General features: G+C 55.3%; 23 protein-coding genes and 2 tRNA genes. 9 read left to right on the plus strand and 16 right to left on the minus strand.

The annotated features are described in order from the left end of the window. Nucleotides 1-4: 4 nt before the first annotated feature. From ACZ1GS_RS09750 to ACZ1GS_RS09775, 6 genes are all read right to left on the minus strand, one after another. Nucleotides 5-1,627 (minus strand): hypothetical protein, encoded by a 1,623-nt coding sequence (locus tag ACZ1GS_RS09750; protein WP_472695007.1) that lies wholly within the window; start codon nt 1,625-1,627, stop codon nt 5-7. Nucleotides 1,628-1,629: 2 nt separating this feature from the next. After that, entirely contained in the window at nt 1,630-2,547 is a 918-nt protein-coding gene (locus tag ACZ1GS_RS09755; protein ID WP_472695008.1) for an AAA family ATPase, read from the minus strand. A 10-nt stretch (nt 2,548-2,557) separates the two neighbouring features. Next, a complete protein-coding gene (locus ACZ1GS_RS09760) occupies nt 2,558-4,114 on the minus strand; it encodes an XrtA system polysaccharide chain length determinant (RefSeq protein WP_472695009.1) in 1,557 nt (518 codons plus the stop codon). A 38-nt stretch (nt 4,115-4,152) separates the two neighbouring features. Continuing rightward, nucleotides 4,153-4,809, minus strand: a complete 657-nt coding sequence (locus ACZ1GS_RS09765) for an XrtA/PEP-CTERM system exopolysaccharide export protein (protein WP_472695010.1) — start codon at nt 4,807-4,809, stop codon at nt 4,153-4,155. A 183-nt stretch (nt 4,810-4,992) separates the two neighbouring features. Then, the gene (locus ACZ1GS_RS09770; protein ID WP_472698111.1) at nt 4,993-6,219 is read right to left on the minus strand and encodes a pyridoxal-dependent decarboxylase, exosortase A system-associated; all 1,227 of its coding nucleotides are present in this window, start codon (nt 6,217-6,219) and stop codon (nt 4,993-4,995) included. Between the two features lie 8 nt (nt 6,220-6,227). Continuing rightward, the gene (locus tag ACZ1GS_RS09775; protein ID WP_472695011.1) at nt 6,228-7,766 is read right to left on the minus strand and encodes an acyl-CoA ligase (AMP-forming), exosortase A system-associated; all 1,539 of its coding nucleotides are present in this window, start codon (nt 7,764-7,766) and stop codon (nt 6,228-6,230) included. Between the two features lie 32 nt (nt 7,767-7,798). Here ACZ1GS_RS09775 and ACZ1GS_RS09780 point away from each other — a divergent pair, with 32 nt between their 5' ends. From ACZ1GS_RS09780 to ACZ1GS_RS09795, 4 genes are read left to right on the plus strand one after another with little or no spacing between them, the layout of a single operon-like run. Continuing rightward, complete coding sequence (locus ACZ1GS_RS09780; RefSeq protein ID WP_472695012.1) at nt 7,799-8,839, plus strand: GNAT family N-acetyltransferase; 1,041 nt, start codon at nt 7,799-7,801, stop codon at nt 8,837-8,839. A gap of 47 nt (nt 8,840-8,886) precedes the next feature. Next, nucleotides 8,887-9,159, plus strand: a complete 273-nt coding sequence (locus ACZ1GS_RS09785; protein ID WP_472695013.1) for an acyl carrier protein — start codon at nt 8,887-8,889, stop codon at nt 9,157-9,159. Beyond that, nucleotides 9,156-9,866 (plus strand): alpha/beta hydrolase family protein, encoded by a 711-nt coding sequence (locus tag ACZ1GS_RS09790; RefSeq protein WP_472695014.1) that lies wholly within the window; start codon nt 9,156-9,158, stop codon nt 9,864-9,866. Before ACZ1GS_RS09785 ends, ACZ1GS_RS09790 begins: the two co-directional genes overlap by 4 nt. After that, nucleotides 9,863-10,702, plus strand: coding sequence for a hydrolase 1, exosortase A system-associated (locus ACZ1GS_RS09795; protein ID WP_472695015.1), 840 nt, complete (start codon nt 9,863-9,865; stop codon nt 10,700-10,702). The genes ACZ1GS_RS09790 and ACZ1GS_RS09795 overlap by 4 nt, the downstream gene beginning before the upstream one ends. Here ACZ1GS_RS09795 and trxB read toward each other — a convergent pair whose 3' ends face one another. Then, a complete protein-coding gene (trxB, locus tag ACZ1GS_RS09800) occupies nt 10,703-11,668 on the minus strand; it encodes a thioredoxin-disulfide reductase (RefSeq protein ID WP_472695016.1) in 966 nt (321 codons plus the stop codon). Between the two features lie 314 nt (nt 11,669-11,982). Between trxB and ACZ1GS_RS09805 the strand changes: the two genes are divergently transcribed. Further along, nucleotides 11,983-12,339 (plus strand): hypothetical protein, encoded by a 357-nt coding sequence (locus ACZ1GS_RS09805; RefSeq protein ID WP_472695017.1) that lies wholly within the window; start codon nt 11,983-11,985, stop codon nt 12,337-12,339. Nucleotides 12,340-12,526: 187 nt separating this feature from the next. Next, complete coding sequence (locus tag ACZ1GS_RS09810; RefSeq protein ID WP_472695018.1) at nt 12,527-13,321, plus strand: GGDEF domain-containing protein; 795 nt, start codon at nt 12,527-12,529, stop codon at nt 13,319-13,321. Nucleotides 13,322-13,477: 156 nt separating this feature from the next. Here the strand turns inward: ACZ1GS_RS09810 and ACZ1GS_RS09815 are convergent, their stop codons facing one another. The 4 genes from ACZ1GS_RS09815 to ACZ1GS_RS09830 form a co-directional block, all read right to left on the minus strand. Further along, on the minus strand, nt 13,478-13,828 hold the full coding sequence (locus tag ACZ1GS_RS09815) for a hypothetical protein (RefSeq protein ID WP_472695019.1): 351 nt from the start codon (nt 13,826-13,828) through the stop codon (nt 13,478-13,480). A 144-nt stretch (nt 13,829-13,972) separates the two neighbouring features. Continuing rightward, complete coding sequence (locus ACZ1GS_RS09820) at nt 13,973-14,401, minus strand: hypothetical protein (protein ID WP_472695020.1); 429 nt, start codon at nt 14,399-14,401, stop codon at nt 13,973-13,975. A 28-nt stretch (nt 14,402-14,429) separates the two neighbouring features. After that, the gene (locus ACZ1GS_RS09825; protein ID WP_472695021.1) at nt 14,430-15,497 is read right to left on the minus strand and encodes a glucokinase; all 1,068 of its coding nucleotides are present in this window, start codon (nt 15,495-15,497) and stop codon (nt 14,430-14,432) included. A gap of 244 nt (nt 15,498-15,741) precedes the next feature. Continuing rightward, nucleotides 15,742-15,818: transfer RNA gene (locus ACZ1GS_RS09830), tRNA-Met, on the minus strand. A 176-nt stretch (nt 15,819-15,994) separates the two neighbouring features. Here ACZ1GS_RS09830 and ACZ1GS_RS09835 point away from each other — a divergent pair. Further along, the gene (locus ACZ1GS_RS09835; protein ID WP_472695022.1) at nt 15,995-17,230 is read left to right on the plus strand and encodes an NAD(P)/FAD-dependent oxidoreductase; all 1,236 of its coding nucleotides are present in this window, start codon (nt 15,995-15,997) and stop codon (nt 17,228-17,230) included. Here the strand turns inward: ACZ1GS_RS09835 and ACZ1GS_RS09840 are convergent. The 3 genes from ACZ1GS_RS09840 to ACZ1GS_RS09850 form a co-directional block, all read right to left on the minus strand. Then, complete coding sequence (locus tag ACZ1GS_RS09840; RefSeq protein WP_472695023.1) at nt 17,223-17,744, minus strand: 2'-5' RNA ligase family protein; 522 nt, start codon at nt 17,742-17,744, stop codon at nt 17,223-17,225. The genes ACZ1GS_RS09835 and ACZ1GS_RS09840 overlap by 8 nt on opposite strands. Before the next feature lie 76 nt (nt 17,745-17,820). Beyond that, nucleotides 17,821-18,372: a redoxin family protein gene (locus ACZ1GS_RS09845; RefSeq protein ID WP_472695024.1), complete on the minus strand. Its 552-nt coding sequence runs from the start codon at nt 18,370-18,372 to the stop codon at nt 17,821-17,823. A 94-nt stretch (nt 18,373-18,466) separates the two neighbouring features. Further along, a complete protein-coding gene (locus ACZ1GS_RS09850) occupies nt 18,467-19,204 on the minus strand; it encodes a queuosine precursor transporter (protein ID WP_472695025.1) in 738 nt (245 codons plus the stop codon). Between the two features lie 105 nt (nt 19,205-19,309). Here ACZ1GS_RS09850 and ACZ1GS_RS09855 point away from each other — a divergent pair. Continuing rightward, nucleotides 19,310-19,386 (plus strand) — tRNA-Arg (locus ACZ1GS_RS09855). A 39-nt stretch (nt 19,387-19,425) separates the two neighbouring features. Here the strand turns inward: ACZ1GS_RS09855 and ACZ1GS_RS09860 are convergent. Next, nucleotides 19,426-20,190 carry an NUDIX hydrolase gene (locus ACZ1GS_RS09860; RefSeq protein WP_472695026.1) on the minus strand — a complete coding sequence of 255 codons (765 nt, stop codon included), beginning with the start codon at nt 20,188-20,190 and terminating at the stop codon, nt 19,426-19,428. A gap of 147 nt (nt 20,191-20,337) precedes the next feature. Between ACZ1GS_RS09860 and ACZ1GS_RS09865 the strand changes: the two genes are divergently transcribed. Beyond that, on the plus strand, nt 20,338-20,925 hold the full coding sequence (locus ACZ1GS_RS09865) for a DUF4126 domain-containing protein (RefSeq protein WP_472695027.1): 588 nt from the start codon (nt 20,338-20,340) through the stop codon (nt 20,923-20,925). 4 nt (nt 20,926-20,929) lie between these two features. Here the strand turns inward: ACZ1GS_RS09865 and ACZ1GS_RS09870 are convergent, their stop codons facing one another. Then, complete coding sequence (locus ACZ1GS_RS09870; protein WP_472695028.1) at nt 20,930-21,310, minus strand: flagellar export chaperone FliS; 381 nt, start codon at nt 21,308-21,310, stop codon at nt 20,930-20,932. Nucleotides 21,311-21,316 lie beyond the last annotated feature (6 nt).

Consider the following 21,316-nt stretch of genomic DNA (forward strand, 5'->3'; position numbering starts at 1 on the left):
TACTCTAGAAATCATAGCGAAGGCCCAACAAGGCTGACGCGGTCAGTTCGCTGTCAAAACCATCTTGCCGGAAGCTGTCCAGACCGACCGCTGCGGTGCCCGACAGACCTGGGATAAGCTCACGATAATAAGCGGCATTCGCACCCAGTGCGAGCACATCATTGGCGCCGGCAAATCCGCTATCCAGCAGGCTGGCATAGACATTGGTGCTGAAGCTTGAACGCGCATCCAGCTCTTTGCCAAGCGACAGGTTCGCATAGTAATTTTCATCCACCAGGCCATCGACACCGGGCAAGCCGCCAAGCGGCGATGCAAAGAAGCTGCGCCGCGAATAGCCGACGCCGAATCCGGCATTCCAGCCACCGTAATTATAGGCAAGCTGGCCGTTGACGCCGCGGGCGCGGAAGGACGAGGACGCTGCAGATTGCAAGGCATCGTTGAAACACAAGCTGCTCGAGTCGCCAAAGGCACAACCGTTCAACTCGCCGCTAAGCGGATTGCGATTGCTCGAAAAGCTTGTCCCGAGCGAGGCCAGATTGTCGTTGAGCAAATTGCCGAACCCGGAAACCGTATCATAGACGGCTACGTTCAAGCTTGTGTTGCGATTGGGTTGATAGCTCAGGCTACCGGTATAGGTTGTGCTGCCATAACGCCGGCCGACCCGGGCTTCCACCGAGGTTCTGCGGCTCGGACGCCACAGGACACCGGCATCCCAGATCAGGCCATCCTGGTCATAGGACAATAGTCGCGGTGAAGCCGGATCGGTCACCAGCCGGCCGTCATTGTCGACAACCGGGACGCCAGCCGCATCGCGCAACGCGTCGCGTTCGGAAATCTCGGTATCTTCATAGCCTACACCGCCAACAAGCGCGACCGTTGGCGTCACCGGTACAGTGACATCAGCCCGGACATATTTGCCCTCGAAGCGCTGATCCAGTTGACCGGAATCTTCACGTTCATAGCCGGCACCAACTGTCCAGCCAAAAGGCAACGGACCGGGTTGCATGCCGACACTGGCACTGGCCGAATGGCTCACGCTGTCGTCAAATATATCGATCGGCAATTGCCCGGGAGGCAATATTCCGGAATCTTCACTTTCCACCTTGGTATAGCCGACGCGGTAGTTCGCATTGACATCCAGCGCCCCGACATTGGTCGACAGCGATGGTCCGGCGTAAACCGAATAGACCTGGGTGACATTGTCGATATTGCCGACCGTGTTGGACGGCGCTTCACCGCGCAGATCAACGCGCGTCCGGGTGGCAATGCCGCCGGCTTCGATGGCCAGCGTATTGGGAATGACCTGGACGCTGCCGCGCGCAATCCCGCTGATCACGTCATCGTCACCGATACCATCCTGGTAAAAGAAACGGCGTTCATAGCGCAGATTGACTTCTGCTTCGGCCTGCCGTGTTTGGAGTGACGTTTGGACGCCCGCCGCAACGGTGGTGTAAGTCAGGACATCAGTGCCATTGTTCAGATCGGCAACCAATACCTGCTGCACCTCGAGATAAGGCGTGATATCGAGGTTGCGATCCCGCGCGTGGCTGGGCTGCACAGCAACCAGCATGGCCGGTAAGATCACGGCTCCACACAAAAGCGTGCGATTGTGTTTAAGACCATTCATGGTCATTCTCCATATCCATAATAAGATCCAAAGCGGCGTCCGGTTGGCGAGAATTTCGTGCCATTCAGGAGCAGCTGAATATTGTCGCAACCGGCCATCAGGCTGAGCGCGTCGCGCAGAGCGGTTTCGGTCGTTTCGTCCGCCTTCACGACCATCAGCACCTGACCGACATGCGTTGCGAGCACGGAGGCCGGCGAGGCCGAAAGTGCGGGTGGCGAATCAAAGATGACGATCCGGTTGGGATTGTGTTGCGTCAGGCGGTTGAGCACTTGCTCGGTCCGTGAAGAGGCGAGATATTCGGTGTCGGCATTGGTCTGGTCGCCCGCTGGCAGGATCGCCAGACCATCAATATCCGTATGGATGATGCATTGCTCGACCGGCAGTTCCGGATTGGCCAGCGCGTCCATCAGACCCTTGTCGCCTTCAACGCCCAGACTCGACAAAATGCTCGGCTTGGCAAAATCCGCATCGACGAGCAGCACTTCATTGTCTTTTTCTGCTGCAATCGAAAGGGCCAGGTTCAGCGCACTGAAGGTCTTGCCTTCATTCGGATGCGCGGAGCAGATCAAGATCCGCTCGCCATTGGCAACACGCGCCTGTTTGCTGCTGCCTTTGGCGGCGAGCAACAATTGGCGTTTGATGATACGGAATTCTTCCGAGATTCCGGTAACCGGGCCATCGGGCACGACAAAGCCGGATTCCCGCAACTTGTCGCGATCAACAATGACTCGCGGGCCATCATAAGACCGTGCGACGGGCACAATCGGCGTACCGGGATTTGGCATATCTTGCTCTGGCGGCAGAATATCTGCCGGGAACCCAGTTTGCGCGTCAGCCGGCCGTGCCGGCACATAATCATAAAGCTGGGCCGCCCGTTCGAGTAGCGAGCCGGATTTGTTGAGAGGATTATATTTGTTCATATTGCTCTCCTCAAGCCACCATGCCGCGTTGAATAAACTCAACCACCAGCAGCAGCGCGAAAACGCCGAAAAGCGCGCCACTCGCGCCGTAAAGGAGGCGCATTTTCTTCTTCCGCAGAGCGCGCTGACCACTGGTCAGCACCTGTGAGACGGATCCGATAACCGGCAACCCACTGGCTTTTTCCAGTTTCGATGACGTCGGATAAGTGGTCTGCAATTGTCCGAGCGCGAACGCCGTTCCAACGCCACCACCGATTCCGGCGAACAACACCATCGCGAGCAATAAGGGCCGGTTCGGCGCAGCTGGCGAGCGCGGGCTGGACGGGGGATCAATCACCCGGAACTTGACGGAATCGGTTTCCGATTCAACCTGACCGCGCAACTTGACCTGTTCCCGGTCCTTGAGCAGCTTGTCATATTGGTCTTTGAGCACGTCATAATCGCGGTTAATCCGTGCCATCTCGGCAGCGACACCGGGCTCGAGCGATTGTTTCGAGGCCAATTGGGCCCGATCGGCCAACAGCGCGTTCTTCCGGGCGGTGAGAGCAGCAACAGCCGCTTGCCGCTCCGCACGCATGCTCTGCAGCGATGCATAGGCCGGGTTGGGCGTGTTATAGCTGGACGATCCGGCGCCACTTCTTGGTTGCGCGGCCGCCTGAACTTTCAGCGCGGCGATTTCGTTTTTCATCGCAATGATATCCGGATGGCTGTCGGTCCAGCCACGAGCGCGGGCGGAGGCGAGCTTTCCTTGAGCCTGCGCGAGTTGACCGCGTGCGCCACCAGCACCGGGAACGCCGCCGCCAAATGCTGGCGTTGCGATCGTAGGCGGCGTACCGGACAACTGGCCGTTTAGCGCGGCCAGCGAACTGGACGCAGAAGCCAGTTGCGATTCAATTTGACTGAGTTCGGCCCGCGAGGCTTCCATCCGCTGACTAATCGACCCGACACCGGGCAGCAGGCCCAGATTTTCGGTCTCGAACTGGACGCGCTTTTGCTCGGCTTCCTGAAGATCCTTCTCCCGGCTCGCCAGTTGCGCATCGAGGAATTTCAATGTCTGGGTGGTTTCGTCCCGATCGCCAGAGAGATTTTCCTCAACGAAGATATCAATCATCTTCTGCACGATTTCGCGCGACAGGACTGCATTTTCCGCATCCGACAAATCGCTTGAAGACGACTTGGCAGTGATTTCGAAGAGATTGTCCTTTTCTGACTTGATCTCGATATTCTTGCGCAGCATCTCGACCTTGCCGGCCAGCTCGCGATCGCTCGCGACCGACAAGTTCAAGTCGGTTCCACGAACCACTTTTTCTAGATTGACGGTCGAAGCCAGGGTTTCCTGAACCCGCTCCATATTCTTTTTCCGCTCGCGAGCTTCGATGCCGATCTTGTCAGACAAGATCGATTGCATCTGCACAAAAACACGCGCCTGCGATTCATAGGTATTGGGAATAAGCGCGACGACCAGCCAGCCCAGCAAACATAGTCCCCAGGCAACCGCCAAGGCCAACCAGCGCCGGTTCCAGACGCTGTGCACCGCTATTCGAATTTCATCATATAGGCCGTTCATGGATCGGTTCGATTCCTGTCAATGGTCGCGGATGGGGTTTAAAACATGCTTTCGGGGATGATGATCACATCACCGGGACGCAGCATGACATTGGCTTTGGTTTCGCCACGCTTCAGCAGATCACCGATCCGCAGCGCATATTCCTGCTGCTTTCCGGTGCCGCGATTGAAGCGGACCAAGCGGGCCTTGTTGCCCGATGCAAATTCCGACAATCCGCCAACCGCGATCATCGCATCGAGCAACGTCATGTTGGCACGATAAGGAATCGAAGCCGGCTTCTCGGTCGCGCCGACAACCCGGATCTGCTGGGAAAACGTTCCCGAGAAATTATTGACGATCACCGACACCAGCGGTTCGTTGATATATTGCGACAATTGCAATTTGAGATCTTCGGCAAGCATCGCCGGCGTTTTGCCAACTGCTGGCATATCGGTGATCAGCGGTGTCGTGATCCGACCATCCGGACGGACCTGGACTTTCGCGCCGAGCTCGGGATTGCGCCAGACAAAAATGGTCAACTCATCCAAGGGGCCAATCACATATTCTTCGCCCGGGCCTTCTTGCATCGATACAAACGAGGCGGGTGGCAATTGGGGACCGGAAGATCCCCCTGCGCAGCCTGCGACAGACAAAGACACTATCGCGGTGCCCAAGGCATATTTCGCCAATTTGTTGTTTTTACCCACAAAAGCCATATTCATTTCCTCGCAAACAGCATACCGTGATCAGCCGATTCCGGTCGGAATTCGGCCAAACGTGCATAGTCACGGGAAATCTATCGCCGAAAATAGTGAAGATAGCGTTAGGATTAGCGAAAACTTAAATTCGCAATTTGCTCCGCCTCCGCAGCGCGTTTCAGGCCGCTATCCGGGCTGGGTTTAGTCCACGAGAATTTCGGCAGCAGGCCCTTGCCCCAGAAAATTTGCCGGGCTGGCGGTGGCGCCATAGGCGCCGGCACAGAATATCGCAACAATGTCGCCCGGACCGGCTGTTGGCATTTCCACGCGGTCGCTGAGCAGATCCAGCGGTGTGCAAAGACAACCCACAATCGAAACGACCTCGTCAGCTGGCTGGTCATAACGCGTAGCAATTGCCGCTGGATAATTGCGCCGGATCACCGTGCCAAAATTTCCACTCGCTGCCAGCTGGTGGTGCAAGCCGCCGTCTGTCACGAGAAAATGCGCGCCGCAGCTTTCTTTTCGATCGACAATGGTGGTCAGATAGACCCCGGCTTGCCCGACAAGATAGCGACCGAGTTCAATGGCGAACTGGGTCGATGCCAATATGGCTGGAACTTCCGCCAATTGCTGCGCCAAGGCCTGACCGATCGCGAAGACATCCACCGCTTGGTCACCGGGAAAATACGGAATGCCAATGCCACCACCGAGATTGACATGCTCGGGGCTATGCCCGACCGCATCCGCCAATCGCGCCGCCAGCGCCAATGTCTGCGCCTGCGTTTCGATAATCGCATTCGCGTTCAGGGCCTGGGAACCGGCAAAAATATGGAACCCCCGCCAATGGCCACCGGAATCCAAAATCATCTTCACGGTCGGCGCAACCAGGGGAACATCCATCCCGAACGGCTTGGCACCGCCGCCCATTTTCATACCGGACCCTTTGAGATCAAAATCAGGATTTACGCGTATCGCCAGTCTGGCCTGCTGGCCAAGATTATCGGCAATGTTCAGCGCCCGCTGGCATTCCGAAGGCGATTCGATATTGATCGTGACGCCCGCTGTGATGGCTTGCGACAATTCGGCATCACGCTTTCCCGGGCCGGCAAAACTGATCCTGGCAGCTTCAGCCCCCGCGTCCAGAGCCATGGCCAGCTCCCCACCCGAGGCGATATCAATACCGTCAGCCAAGCCGATCATATGACCCAGCAATGGTGCAAAGGGATTCGCTTTCATCGCATAATGGATATGAAGATTATCCGGCATCGCCGCACGCAGCTTGGTCAGACGCTCAGTCAAATGGTGCCGCGAATAGACAAAGAGCGGGGAGCCGTGGGTTGCAACCAGTGCACTGGCCTTATTGCCACCCAGGCCAAGCTCGCCGCCAATTGTTGCAAAGCCGTCGGGTATCGGACCAGTGGGTTTCACCTTAGCCATCAGGAATGCGCCTCTACCAAAGCATTGCGATCAATTTTCCCGTTCGGATTCTTGGGAAACGCGGAAAGCAGCACAATATCCCGCGGGTGCATAAAATTCGGTAAACTGCGCCGCATATGTTTCACCAGATCGCGCTCGAGTTGCGCGTCATCGCCCTGCCCGCCGCCGCGCACATAAAGACAAATGGCATGGCCTAGCCGTTCATCCGGTACCCCGATCGCGACGGCTTCGGCAATCAGCCCGGATTCAATCGCGGCTTCTTCAATCTCGGTTGGACTGATGCGATTGCCCGAACTTTTGATCATATTGTCATCCCGACCAACGAAATAGAGCAAGCCATCCTCCGCCCGCTTGACGGTATCGCCAGACCAGACTGCTATGCCGCCATAGTGAGAAGCGGCCGGCGCGGGCTTGAATCGCTGCGCAGTGCGTTCATCGTCTTGCCAATAGCCATGGGCGACCAGCGGACCAGCGTGCACCAGTTCACCCTCCTGATCAGCCGCGGCTAGATCACCATCCGGCTTGACCACCAGAATTTCCGCAAAAGGTATGGCGCGCCCCATGCTCGTGGGATTGGCGTCGATCAGCGCCGGATCGAGATAGGTTGACCGAAACGCTTCGGTCAGCCCGTACATCGCATAAATATCGGCCTTCGCTCCAAACAGACGCCGCAACTGTTTGACCAGGCTGGGCGTCAACGCGCCGCCACTATTGGTCAGGCGCGTCATGGCGTCAGTCGCTTCCACCGGCCATTGCTGGTCCACCAGTTGCACCCATAGGGGCGGAACGGCGGCCAAGGTTGTGATCCGATGCTTGGCGCAAGCCTTGGTGACGTCTTTTGCAGTCAGATAGTCCAGCGGATAGGCACATCCGCCCGCCCGCCAGGTCGACAGCAGCTGGTTCTGGCCATAGTCGAAACTCAAGGGCAGAACACAGAGGGTCCGGTCATGGGTATCAAGCCCAAGATATTGCGCAACGCTGATCGCCCCCAGGCTGAGATTGGCATGGCTCAGCATGACTCCCTTGGGCCGCCCGGTCGAGCCGCTTGTGTAGAGAATCGCGGCAAGAGCATCAGTGTCCACCGCGCGATGTTCAGGCGCTAAAATATCCGCCATGTCATCGGTAGCAGCATCCACATCCGTATCCAGCCACACACTGATAGTGTCGTCCATCGCGGCACCTTCAAACGCCTTTATGCGTCCGCCATTGGCGATCAGCAGCCTGGCACCACTGTCAGACAATATATGCTGCACCTGTGCCGGTTTCAGCACCGGGTTGATTGGGACATAGACCATGCCGGCCCGCGCTGCGGCAAGCGGCATCAGGCACGCCAATTCGGTCTTGGGCAACCAGGCGGCTACTCTATCGCCTGCGGCCAGATTCTGATCCGATAACCAGCGCGCCAGAGCGCCCACACGATGATTTAACATCTTGTAGCTAAGGGTACCCGATCGCGTCACCAAGGCCGGTGCCGTCGGATCATGGCCGAGCGCGACCTGATCCAAAGGAAAAGCATCTTTTGGTGTGTGAGTGTTCAAATGCTTGGACCTATGGGAAAAAGAGTAATATTGTGACAGACATAACATTGGCTATGAAAAGCAAGTATCACGATAATTTCCAATCGGCGCAAGCCGTGGCGGCCGAAAAATTGGATCGCTCGGACCAGAAGTCGCTTTTCGATCGTCTGGAATGGGCGCGCGACTTGCACCAGCTTTGCCTTCCCGACCGCGCGCCATTGCTGCTCAACAGCGAAGATGAGGATCGCCAGGCCTGGCTGTTCCTGATGAAAGGCGGCTTCGGCCATTATACCGCCTTGGCCAACTGGTATAATTTCACGTTCCGCCCGATATTTACCGGAAATTTCGACGAGGTCACCAAATTGGCGCTGTTGGCGAGTATCGCAAAACAAGCCAAGAACCACGCGCATAGCATTGAAATATCGCCTATTCCGGAGGAAGATGACGCCGTCAGCCTGATGGAGCGGGCGTTTGAACAAGCCGGCTGGCTGACTTTCCGGTCCAAGGCGGATGACAATCATATTCTGCCGGTCAAAGGGCGCACATTTGATCAATATTGGGCCGAACGTCCCGGCCAGTTGCGCAATACGGTCCGGCGCAAAGCCAAGAAGAACATCGTGTCCATCCGCGTGGAAACCAGCTTTTCCGAAGAGCAATGGCAGGACTATCTGACGGTCTATGCAAACAGCTGGAAACCGGAAGAAGGCAATCCCGAATTTCTCAAAAACCTTGCCCGGCAGGAAAGCGAGGCAGGCTGCCTGCGCCTTGGTCTCGCCTATATTGACGGCGCGCCGGTTGCGGCGCAATTCTGGACCGTCGAAAATGGCGAAGCGCTGATCCACAAGCTGGCTCATGTGGAAGATGCGACCAAGTCTTCACCCGGCACGTTACTGTCGGTCGCCATGTTTCAACATGTTATCGACGTGGATCGGGTGGACCTGATTGATTTTGGCACGGGCAACGATCCCTATAAACGCGACTGGATGGAAGACGTCCGCACGCGCTATCGGCTGGAACTCTACTGGCCGAACAATCCCTTGGCGTGGCTGCCCATATTGCGCCAATATGCGTCGGCCCTTGTAGGAAAGCGCTGATCCCTTTAGGGAAGCGCCGTTATCCGGGACTCGGGGGAAGCAAAATCGTGTCAGACAAGACTGAAGTCACGCCAGAAGCTGCGGTACGCGCGGTGATGCAAGATATTCTGGGGCTTGATGCCGAGCAGGTTGCCGGTTTCGATGCGGATACCGAACTTTTCGGCGCCCTGCCCGAGCTTGACAGCATGGCAGTGGCAGGGTTGCTGACCGAGCTCGAAGATCGCCTCGACATCATGATTGACGATGATGAAGTTGATGGCGAACTGTTTGAAACCTTCGGTAATCTGGTCGCCTTTGCCGAGCAGAAAGTGGCGGGGTGAGCCAGGCGCTCACGTTTTCCAGTTACCGCTTTGGCGGCCAAGACGAGCTTTGCCTGCGGATCGGTTGTGATCACCCGACGCAAATCGTAATCATCCCGCCCTTGTTCGACGAACTGAACCGTATGCGGCAAATGCTGGTCGCCATGATGCGGGATCTCGATGATCTTGGAATAGGATCGGCGCTGCCGGATCTGCCCGGCACCAACGAGAGTCAGACAGCTTTAGAGGAAATCAACTTATCCCGCTGGCAAGAGGCACTTTCTACTTGCACCAATCAGGGCAATATATCCTCCCATATCGCGTCTTTTCGCGGTGGTTGCCTGCTCGATTCCTGCCAGCCCGATGCCAGACGCTGGCGTTTTGCACCGGTCAAGGGTCAAAGCCTGTTGCGCACCTTGCTGCGGACACGGATCGCCGCCGACAAGGAACAGGGCGTGACCACCACCATGGCGCAGCTGACCACAATCGCCCAGACCGACCCGATCAATCTGGCTGGCCATAATATCGGCCCGGCTTTGTTTGCTGATCTGCAGGATGCGACTGTCGATGATGGTGGCGATATCACAACCGCGCAGCTAGAGCGCAGCGCGCAGGGCGATGCCGTGGCCGTTGCCGGATCACCGCTATGGCTGCGGGCGGAACCCGATGCCGATCCGCTTTTGGCGAAATCACTGGCGCAAGCCCTTGCCGACTGGGTGGCGCCATGAGCCGGTCGCATCATCATTTTCCGTGCGGCACCGATCAACTGGTCGGTACATTGGACGCGGGTACCCGGACGACCGGGCTTTTGATCGTCAGTGGCGGCAATGAAATCCGTTCGGGAGCCCATGCCGGAATGGCCCGTCTCGCGCAGGCAATTGCGGCGGAGGGCTATCCGGTGTTCCGCTATGATCGGCGCGGTATCGGCGACAGCGACGGTGAAAATCGTGGTTTTCTGGAAACGAGCGAAGATATTGCGGCGGCGGTGACCTGCTTTCGATCTCGTTGTCCAGAGTTGCGCAACGTGCTTGCTTTCGGCAATTGCGATGCGGCTTCGGCGTTGGTGCTTTTTGGCGCCGCTGCGGGCGTTGATCGTCTTGCGCTCGCCAATCCCTGGGTTATCGAAGGTCCACAGGAAAAAGAGGATATGGAAGCCGCCCAAGACCGGCACACCGCACCACCGCCGGCGGCCATTCGTGCCCGCTATTGGCAGCGACTGAAAAACCCGCGCACGCTGATCGATCTGTTCACCGGCAAGATCGATCTGGGTAAATTGGCAAAAGGGGTAAAGCAAGCCGCACAGAAGCAGGAAGAAAGCGCCCTGGCCGCGCGCCTTGGCGCCGCGCTAGCAGAAGTTCCGCTGGCTTGCCGACTATTGATTGCCGAGCGTGATACTACGGCGCGCACGTTCACCGCATCCTGGGTGGGAAAAAGCTTTTACAAGGCCCGTCAACGCCCTGACATTGCTCTGCACAAACTCGACAGCGCGTCCCACAGTTTCGCCGATGATGGCGCCCGAGCATGGCTACGGACACAGCTATTGGCGATGCTGCAAAATCCGTAACTATTCCGCTGCGAGCAGTTCAAATTCTTCTTCTGCGAGGAACCGTTCGGCATCCAGAGCCGCCATGCACCCGGTCCCGGCGGCCGTAACCGCTTGGCGATAGACATGATCCATCACGTCACCACAGGCAAAAAGCCCCGGAATCTTGGTTTTCGGCGTGCCGGGCTCGACCTCGATATAGCCGCCATCGATCAGCTCGAGATGACCCTTGAACACCTCTGTTGCCGGCGCGTGGCCAATGGCGACAAAGCCGCCATCTGCCGCAATATGGCTTTTCTCGCCGGTCTGGGTGTCAACCAGATCAAGACCCACCAGTCCGACCGGATCACCGCCACCGACAAATTGTTCAACCGTTTTGTTCCACAGGACGCTTATCTTGGGATTGGCAAATAACCGGTCCTGCAGGATTTTTTCCGAGCGCAAGCTATCGCGCCGATGGATAAGCGTCACGTCATCGCTATGATTGGTAAGATAAAGTGCTTCTTCCACCGCCGTATTGCCGCCGCCGATGACAACAACCTTTTTGCCGCGATAGAAGAATCCGTCACAGGTTGCACAGGCGGAGACGCCTTTGCCGCCCAGTTCTTCCTCGCCCGGCACACCCAGCCATTTGGCCTGCGCTCCGGTTGCGATCACCAGCGTGTCGCCTTCATAAACATCACCGCCATCTCCGGTCAGCCGGAACGGGCGTTTGGAGAAATCCACATCGACAATCGTGTCAAACATCGTGCGCGTGCCCACTTTTTCAGCCTGGGCCTGCATTTCTTCCATCAGCCACGGCCCCTGAATGACATCGCGAAAGCCGGGATAATTTTCCACATCCGTGGTAATTGTCAGCTGTCCGCCGGGCTGCATGCCCTGAACGACAATCGGCTCCAACCCTGCACGCGCGCCATAAATGGCGGCTGACAGACCTGCTGGTCCGGAGCCCAGAATGAGCATTTTCGTGTGATAGGTTTCCGCCATATGTCCGTTCCGTTCTGTCTCTGCGAATCTCTACAAAACAGATAAGGATGCAGCCCCCGATCAGGCAAGGGCCAATGGCAGTTATCCCCAGAAGAATTGCAGTAGAATTCATTGCCCCGCCCCAAGCGCGAATTTGCAGGTGTGAGCCGAGAGGTTTGCGGGACAACGAAACGGGGGCGGAAAATGGCAGATTCGCTAATCTGCACCATGGGATGTCGCTCTATGCACATATCTGATGATTGTTTGGAGGATGAAACAAGTTCCACAGCCGAGCCAAATATTGGCTCCTATCGACCCTGGCAAGAGTTCAGCTAATGGGAAATAAAAAATCGGCAGAAAGGAAGTTACAATCAGAACGCCAGAATGAATATTATCAAGTTTATCTTTCAGCTGCATCGCAGCCCCCGTGCCTGAAAAGCGGAATTGAAACTCCGCCATATATCCAAAGTAACATAGAAATGCCGAATTCGGCTATTTTCTCGTCTCGTTTTGATGCAGAAAAATACCGATGGATCGCTGGATACACATCTATATTGCAAAACCATGCCCAAATTGCCGGCATGCGCTCAACTTACGGCACTATTTCTTTGAGTTTCGTACCAACAAACAATGCCCATTTTGCAAAACTCCATTGCGTTCTCAATTCGCATGGTCGACCTACAAAGCCTTGATAGCTTGGAGCCTATCCAGTGCCTTGTTAGCGTTTTTAAGCTATCCCAGTTTTCCATCCTACGTTCTTGGAATGATCTCCTTAGGTTGTGGAATATTATATCAACTCCGACAATTCAGACGAGAACCTCCACCAACCAAATAGGGCCTATCCTAAATCACTTTTCGGCGATGCCGTCATACAGAGGCATGACCGCAAAATTTTCCTTTCAGGCCTTTGGGCGCAGCATGACCGGGCGCATCTTGCTGGTGCTCACCCTAGGGGCCTTTGCAACCGCCGCCCTGCTGTATCGATCCCTGTGCGAAGCCGATCAAGGCTTTGCCATAGCCTATGCGGCCTCGGCTTTGTTGCCGCTGGCATTTTCAACCCATGTCGCGGTTCAAAGCTCGTTTCAGAACCAGTTGCTGGTGAAGCTCAACGGCCAAATGGAAACCATGCAGTCTGATCTCGAGATCTCGAACAACAAATTGCGCCAACAGGCCGAACAGGACCCGCTGACCGGCCTCAAAAACCGCCGGTATTTTTTCCGTGCTGCCCGCAAGATCATGGCGGTTCCGGGGCCCCACGTCGTTCTGGCACTTGACGTTGATCATTTCAAAACCATAAATGATGAATTCGGCCATGAGACCGGTGATCGCGCCTTGTGCCTGATCGCGAAGACCATCAAGAAGATCGTCGGAAAGGCCCATATCACCGCCCGGATTGGTGGAGAAGAATTTGCGGTTCTGCTAGGCAATGTCGACCGCGATAAAGGCTACCGGATCGCCGAACAGATACGGACCGGCATCGAACATAGCCATTTTGAACCAGTCTCCGGGGCGCTCTATCGGCTGTCGATCAGCATCGGCGTCTGTGACAGTCACGACTCCGCACAAATAGAGGATGCGCTGCACAATGCCGATATGGCGCTGCTGAAAGCAAAGAAACGGGGGCGAAACCAGACGGTCATTTTTGCACCCGACGAAGAGCTGCTCGCGAGTTAAACACATACTGTCTGGCAAAAAGGCGTGCATGGCGGTGTTCGATAAACCTGTGGCGCACCGCGTTCTGTTCCCAGCCAATAACCCGGTTTTCAGTGCCCCAAAAGCACAAAGGCCGCTGGTTCCAGCGGCCTTTGACATTAAAAATATCTGATCGTGTCAGACTTCTTTTTGAGGACGGGTGCCGTCTTTCAGATGGGTCGCATAAGATTCGGTATAATCCTCGAGGATCATCCCGACTTCGTCATCGGCAATTTCCCGGGCTTCCGCTGCGCTCGAGCCTTCGCTGCGCTCATATTGTACAATCGCCGCCACAAAGGATTTGCGTTCGTCCTGGCAGGCTTTGGCCAGCGCGGCCTTGTTGCTTGACTCATCGGCTTTGCCATCGAGGTTCACGATCACATTTTCGATGACGCAATTGCTGTAAGCCTTGCGCGCCAATTCCATATTGTCAGAGGGAGACGATGCCATGACAAGCATAGCTGCTACCGCAGTTACAGTAACAAACATATTCGATTTTCCTTGAACGAGGTCAGCCCTGCTAATGTTAGAACCACCATGGTCGCCGACACTGCATATTATATTCGCTTTCAAAGCCACCGGCAAACGAAATCAATTGGTGTCGCGAAAAAAGTCTCGGATCTAGTGCCGACGCTATTTTCCTCTGGAATATTCCGCAATTGCAATCACCACCGCTAGCAACCCGATGGCAGCAGCAATTGTATTGAAAAGTTCAATTAAATCCTTTGTTTGCTGTCTATTATCGTTGAATATGTATAATATTACTAAGGCCGACGCCGCCATGACAATAAGAACAAACGCAATTCGAAGCAGTGATATTCTGGGCAACCAAATCCGGCGCTTTTTCTTTGTCACTGATATTTGGAATTCGTCGGGAAAAGTTTCTGCAATTGCTGACCGTAGCGCCTCCATTTTCGCTTCGGTAATTGGTTGTTTTTCCTCGACACTGACCAGAGCCACAAACGGGAAATTTACATCGCGTTTGCGGAACGCAGGTTTGAGTTTTTCATAAAACTCGACCTGTGACAGCTTCGCTCTTCTGCGAACGTCTTGAACATCCATATATCACACCACTATCTTGCAAAACGGCTCAATTATTCTTGAGATACTCAATCTCAAATCGAGAACGCAAAGCGCAACCCAATAAGGGTATGTTTTTGTTTTTGAGGAGCACCACAGGAACCCGCTTTGTTCGTCCGCCATAGGTCCGGCGATTGCTATAATGCCTGCTAAATCTTGCTTTTAGCAGATCTTCTGGAATCTCCAGCAAAACCCCACCCCACAAATATACGACCTTGTCACAGTTGAAATTCAGCACGGAGTTTCCGCAAAAGTTCGCCAGCACTTCTGTAAACAATTCAATTGCGTCAATCGCTGCATGGTCTTTGCCCGACTTGCTATAGGACACGATTTCCCTTGCGGACGCATTATAATTGGGTTCCGATGAATAGTCGGTCCTCAGAAAATGATTGTAGGTTTCTTTGATGCCAGCATGAGACAGCACCTCCTCATAGGATTTTGGCTCGAGAAAGCCGTTCGACTTCGTGATCAGGCGCAATTGAGACGCTGTTTCAGGCGCAAGGCTTTGGTGCCCTCCTTCGGAACTGAAAATGAATGGGAAACCGTTGCGATGCAGTCCATCCACAATACATGCTATTCCCAAGCCCGTGCCGGGCCCACAAATAATTGCGCGCGTGCCGCGGTCTTCCTCGACGAGCGCGCGCCGTACCTTTAGTTTGCCATGAATTTCAACATAGTCTTCAGCGGTGAGACCACGGTCTGTCAAAAAATGAATGCCATATCCCAGAGCCTCAAAATCGTTCAAAATTGACGAATAGCCTTCATGACCATAATCTTGCAGCAACGCGTTCACGGCTTCGACGTTGACTTGCCAACCTTCAATATTTGTCGGCGTCACTGTTTTATAGTCAGTCGGGCCAGCAATGCCCAAGGTTGCATTTGTAATTATCTGAGACTTTTCTGTGCGATTGTCATAATCGCTCAGAATGTCGTCGAGCATCTGATAAAAGTCTTCATAGTCTGAAGTCTGCAATGTTTTCGTAAAAACAAAAGCATCGATGCCGGGATCAAATACACCCCAATCACAGGTAGTGCCTCCCAGATCGCAACATAGATACATAGCCCCCCCCCACAGCATTGCTGTATTCGATATTACTTCAAATCACTCAATCATATCGAATTTTTCTAATCCGTTTGTCAAACAAAAGACGAATAATGTACCCATGAAGCTGCTGATGACGTTTCGCCGCTAACAGAATACCGGCAAACGCAGACAGTTGCCCCCGGTCGATTGCGATAGCAACGGAATTATCGACGGACGATTGCGACCATCAAAACCCCTCACAAGCCCCTTGTCGGGCCATTTCATTTTCGATCGTAATTGGTAGCGGAGGAGGGACTCGAACCCCCGACACATGGATTATGATTCCACTGCTCTAACCACCTGAGCTACTCCGCCAGCCCATTCGACGCGGACCGGGATCGCGTGTCGAAATAGTTTGGATCGCGGCGCTATAGTCACAGCGTCGGTCAGGGTCAACAAGCTGCCGTGGATTTTCTGCTAATACTTGCCACGGGCGCGTCTTCCGCGCTAACACTCGGCGCCTTGCCGATAAAGGCATGAAGGGGCGTTATATGAACAAGTCTTATGATATTTTGATAGTGGGCGCGGGGCACGCTGGCGCCCAGGCCGCCATCGCCCTGCGACAGCAGAAATTCGAAGGCAGCATCGGCCTGCTTGGGAATGAAAAATACCCGCCTTACGAGCGCCCGCCGCTGTCCAAGGAATATCTCTCCGGCGACAAGCCGTTTGAACGGATATTATTGCGTCCGGAGAGCTTCTGGGCCGAGCGCAATATCGAACTATTGACCGGTTGCCGGGTGGCCAAGGTGGATCCGATGGACCGGACGGTAACCCTCAGCTCTGACGAGGAGATCGCGTTTGACAAATTGATCTGGGCGACCGGTGGAACGCCGCGGATGTTGTCCAGTCCCGGTAGTCAAGCGCGTAATATCCACGCTGTGCGCTCTCGCGCGGACGTGGACAAAATCATAGCCGCCCTGCCCACAACGGAAAATGTTGCGGTCATTGGCGGCGGCTATATCGGTCTGGAAGCCGCGGCCGTGCTCAACAAGCTGGGCAAGAGCGTGACCATATTGGAATCCCTCGACCGGGTGCTTTCGCGGGTGGCAGGAGAAACATTGTCGCGCTTTTACGAGAAGGAACATCGCAGCAAGGGCGTGACGGTGGAACTGGAGGTGAAGGCGGAAAGCTTCGAAACCAATGACGACGGCCTGGCCACTGCGGTCAATCTCGCCGATGGCCGCAGCATTCCGGCAGACATGATCATCGTAGGTATCGGAATCATTCCGGAGACCGGCCCGCTGGTCGCGGCGGGGGCGGCCGCCGGCAATGGCGTCGACGTCGATCAGCATTGCCGAACGAGCCTGGAAGGCATTTATGCGATTGGCGACTGCGCGGCGCATAGCAACCGCTTTGCCGGTGGCGCTCATATCCGGCTGGAATCGGTCCAAAATGCCAATGACCAGGCGAAAGTCGCTGCGCTCGATATCATGGGTGAGGAATGCGAATATGACGCTGTACCCTGGTTCTGGTCCAACCAATATGACCTCAAGCTGCAAACGGTTGGACTGTCGACCGGTCATGATGAATATATCGTCCGTGGTAATCCCGACGACCGCAGCTTCTCGATCGTCTATCTGCAAGATGGCAAGGTGATCGCTCTCGACTGTGTCAACGCGACCAAGGACTATGTCCAGGGGCGCAAAGCGGTGATCGGCAATCTCGCGCTGGATCCGACGGAACTCGCGAACAGCGATATCCCGATCAAGGAGGTTGGCGTTATCTAGCGCCGCGAAACGGCCATTGCCCGATCAATTGCCATGGGCCGTCGAGATAGTAATGCAATTCCAAGCCCTTGATCATGATCGGCCGCGGTTCAAAATCGACCGAGAGGCGGTCCAGCAGGGCCTTGGCTTCAGCGGGCGTTGCTTTGTTTTGGATGGTGATATGCAATCGTGGAACCTGTTGATCCTGGGCTGACAGCAGGCCGTGGAACCGGTTGGCCAGATCCATTCTCATATCCACTAGGGCCGGCGCATGAATCTGATAAGCAACCCCGCGACCGAGATGGATCAAGCGTTGCAATGCGGCTGGCGGAGGCGGTGCGGATTGCGTCATTTCCACGACCGCACGCTTGATTTCCGACAATTCCCGCGGCGGCAAATGATGGAACAAGGTGCAATGGGCCGCAACCACATTCCGCTCAGGCGGATAATGGGCACGCCGCAATCCATTGGCCCAGGCAAAGTCCGCTTTGCCGAGCATGGCGGTCATAATGATCGGCTTGTTCAGATCGCTCATCGCACCAGCTTATCCGAGAATCAAAAAACCGCGAGCGAATAATCGCCCGCGGCCTTTCATGTTTCTGCAATAACGTTCAGGCTGCTTTGCGCGTGGCCTCGCCCGGCTGCAACCATTCGAGCAGCTTCTCCGGCGCCGTTTCGCCATAGGGATCGTCGTCAATGCCTTCGTCATTGATACCAGGTTCTTCGAACCAGGCGCTGATAACCCCATCATCAGCAATCATCGCATAACGCCAGCTGCGATCACCGAAACCGAGATGGTTCTTCTTGATCAGCATACCCATGCGGCGGGTGAAGTCACCGGAACCGTCCGGCAACAATTTGACGTTTTTCAAACCCAGAGACTGTCCCCATTGATACATCACGAACGCATCATTGACCGAGACGCAATAGACTTCATCGACACCGAGCGCTTTGAATTCGTCATAGAGGCGTTCAAAAGCCGGGCATTGCTCGTTGGAACAGGTCGGAGTGAATGCACCGGGCAAGGAAAAGACCGCAATCCGCTTACCGCTGAACAGGTCTTTCGTGTTGACATCTTGCCAGCGAAACGGGTTGGGCCCCTCGACATTTTCATCACGAACCCGGGTTTTCAGGGTGACTTGGGGGATATTTCGATCAATCATTTTTTTCTCCATCTTGAATTGATGGCCGCCCGATAAGGCTTTTGTCCTCATCTAGAAAACAGATTATATTTGTCTTTGTTATAGATTAAACCGATTAAGTAGACGTGCTGAACGGCGTGAAATTGGTTGTTTCATCATAGATATCGACGCCTTCCCGGCGTTTCAGCCAACCAACAACCAGATAAGTAACGGGCGTCAGAACCGCTTCCCACAGTACTTTCAGCAGCCAGTTGGTGATCATCACCGTGATGATCTGTTGCGTCGACCACCCTGCAGCCCCCCAAAAGGCAAGCGGATAGAAGATCAGACTGTCGACCCCCTGCCCCACGACCGTCGACCCGATCGTGCGGGTCCATAGCTTCTTGCCCGCGGTCCAGACTTTCATCCGGGCCATAACATAGCTGTTGACGAATTCACCCGCCCAGAACGCGATGATCGAGGCCGCAACGATCCGCGGCACCTGGCCAAAAACCGACTCATAAGCCGCTTGCCCGTCCCATCCATCAGCCGGCGGCAGGGACACCACCACCCAGCTCATGAAGGCCATGAACAGCATCGCGCCGAAGCCCGCCCAGATCACCCGGCGCGCGCGGGCATAGCCATAGACCTCGGTCAGAATATCCCCGATGACGTAACCAAGCGGAAAGAACAGGATTCCGGCCCCATAGACCCATTGCTCGCCGTTGATCGTTACAAAGGTTGGTTTGGCGGCTCCGATGATATTGGACAGCAGCAAAATGGTCACAAAGGCCGCCATCACGAAATCAAAATAGCGGAAACTGTGCCCCGCCTGACTGGCTGCGCTGCTGCGCTTTATCGAAGCATCGTTCATGGACAAAGGCTTACCTTATCGGCGTCAAACTGCAATAATATATCTGATCGCGGTAAATCCCGGTTTGCAGCATGCCCAAACATCGCTAAGAGCTTTTCGAAACAGGCGCCCGTAGCTCAGCTGGATAGAGCGCGAGACTTCTAATCTTGAGGCCACAGGTTCGACTCCTGTCGGGCGCGCCATTTTTCTCAAACAGCTTTCACACCCCGGGTCTGGCAGCGCTATTTCTGAAACCCGCGCTGGACTGCGTCCATCGGTTCGGAGGTGATCGGATAGCCAATCCCTTCGGGAATACACAGATGCACCCCATCTTCGCGTTTTTCGATGGTCGGCGAGACCATCGTGGCGGGATGCGCAAGGCTGTGCTTCTGCGCTTCTTCAAAAGATGCAAATTGCGCCAGGCGCTCAAGATTTCTTTTGGTCGGAAAGATGATCTTCACCTGCCCCTCGTCCGCCCGGTCAAGAACCGACTGTGCGTCCGCCCAGAAGAGATTGTAATTTTCCGTCTCATCAACTGTGGCAACCGCCGATTGATCGGCCATTACGGCCATGTAGAAGCGGGTATCAAACACCCGCTTTTCGGCAAAAGGCGGACACCAGCGCGTAAATGGCACCAGCGCGTCCAGTTGCAAACTCCAATCAAACTGACCGCAAATCTCTCCTAACGCGGTGCCCTCGTGCAGCGCCGCCCGGGCTTCAACCAGACGCGTGGGTGCCAGATCGCCTTCCACAGCGACAGCGATCCCGGCTTCTTCCAACGTTTCACGAATGGCCGCGATACGGGCGCCATATTCCTGCGTATCTGCATGACCCAATTTCTCTGCGAAGACATAATCTGGATCATCGACGCGCCCGCCAGGAAATACCGCAGCGCCAGCGGCAAATGCCATTTTCGCAGACCTCTCGACCATCAGCAGATCGGGAGATCGGCCATCGGGTTGATCACGGAAAATCACTAATGTAGCGGCCGGGATGGGCTTTGGCATCGGTTTTCCCGTCAATGCATCAATCTTTGTGTCATCATTCATACGATCGTTTGACCAGCTTCGCCGGGATAAGTAAAGTCATAGTGCACAGAGGCTTGGTCACCTTCCTGTTTGCCAAGGCGGCTGGTTCATGCCAGTAATCAGCAGATGGGTATTGTTGAAATCCTCGGCCTAGCGGGCAGTGTCAGCTTGTTATCGGGCTGGCGCCTGTATCTCAGTATATTCGTCACCGGACTGGCCATGCGACTGCAGTGGATCTCGCTACCGGAAAACCTTCAGATGCTCGATGCCCTTGCCAATCCCTGGGTGCTAGGGATCAGTGCGCTTGGCGCACTTGCAGAATTTTTCGCGGACAAGATCATGTGGCTGGACAGTATATGGGACACGATTCACACCGTCATTCGCCCCCTTGGCGGAGCCCTGCTTGCGCTCGCCGTTGTCGATGCCGGCGATCCGGCCTGGCAGGTCATTATATTCCTGCTGGGCGGAGGGGCGGCATTGATGAGTCACGGGGCGAAAGCCGGCGCGCGGGCAATCGTCAATACCAGTCCAGAACCGGTCAGCAACGCCGTCGTATCAACCGGCGAGGATATTGCCGCCGGCGGGTTGCTGGTGCTGGCTTTTACCAACCCGTTGGTGGCGCTGTTCATAGCCCTGGCATTGCTCGTGCTATGCCTTTTTCTGGTCTATAAAGGCTATCGCCTGTGGCGCAAAATGGTGTCCAGCGGGAACTGACGGGCTACCCGATCTGCGCCCAGGCGGAGTGAATTTCACTCATGATCTGATGGGCCGCCCGATTGTTCTGGGTAAAATTCTCTACATCGCGAGACGCAATCAGAAGACGGACCTGGCCATAGATCTGGTGCAGATTTTTCGCGAGCTCGCCGCCTTTTTGCATGTCCAGGGTCATCGACAGGGAGTCGATAATCGACAGCGCCATCATTTGCTGGTCAACCGTTTGCCGATTGGCATCGCGCGCTTTCACCAGATGGATTTCGTCGAGTAAATTGAGCAGTTCTTCGAACAGAATAGTGATCAACTGATGAGAATTGGCGCTCATGACACGCGCTTCCTTACCAACATTGGCATAGCTCGAGCGCGCCAAACCTGCGTTATTCATGGCTTT

It is taken from the genome of Parasphingorhabdus sp. W113 (assembly GCF_055693205.1).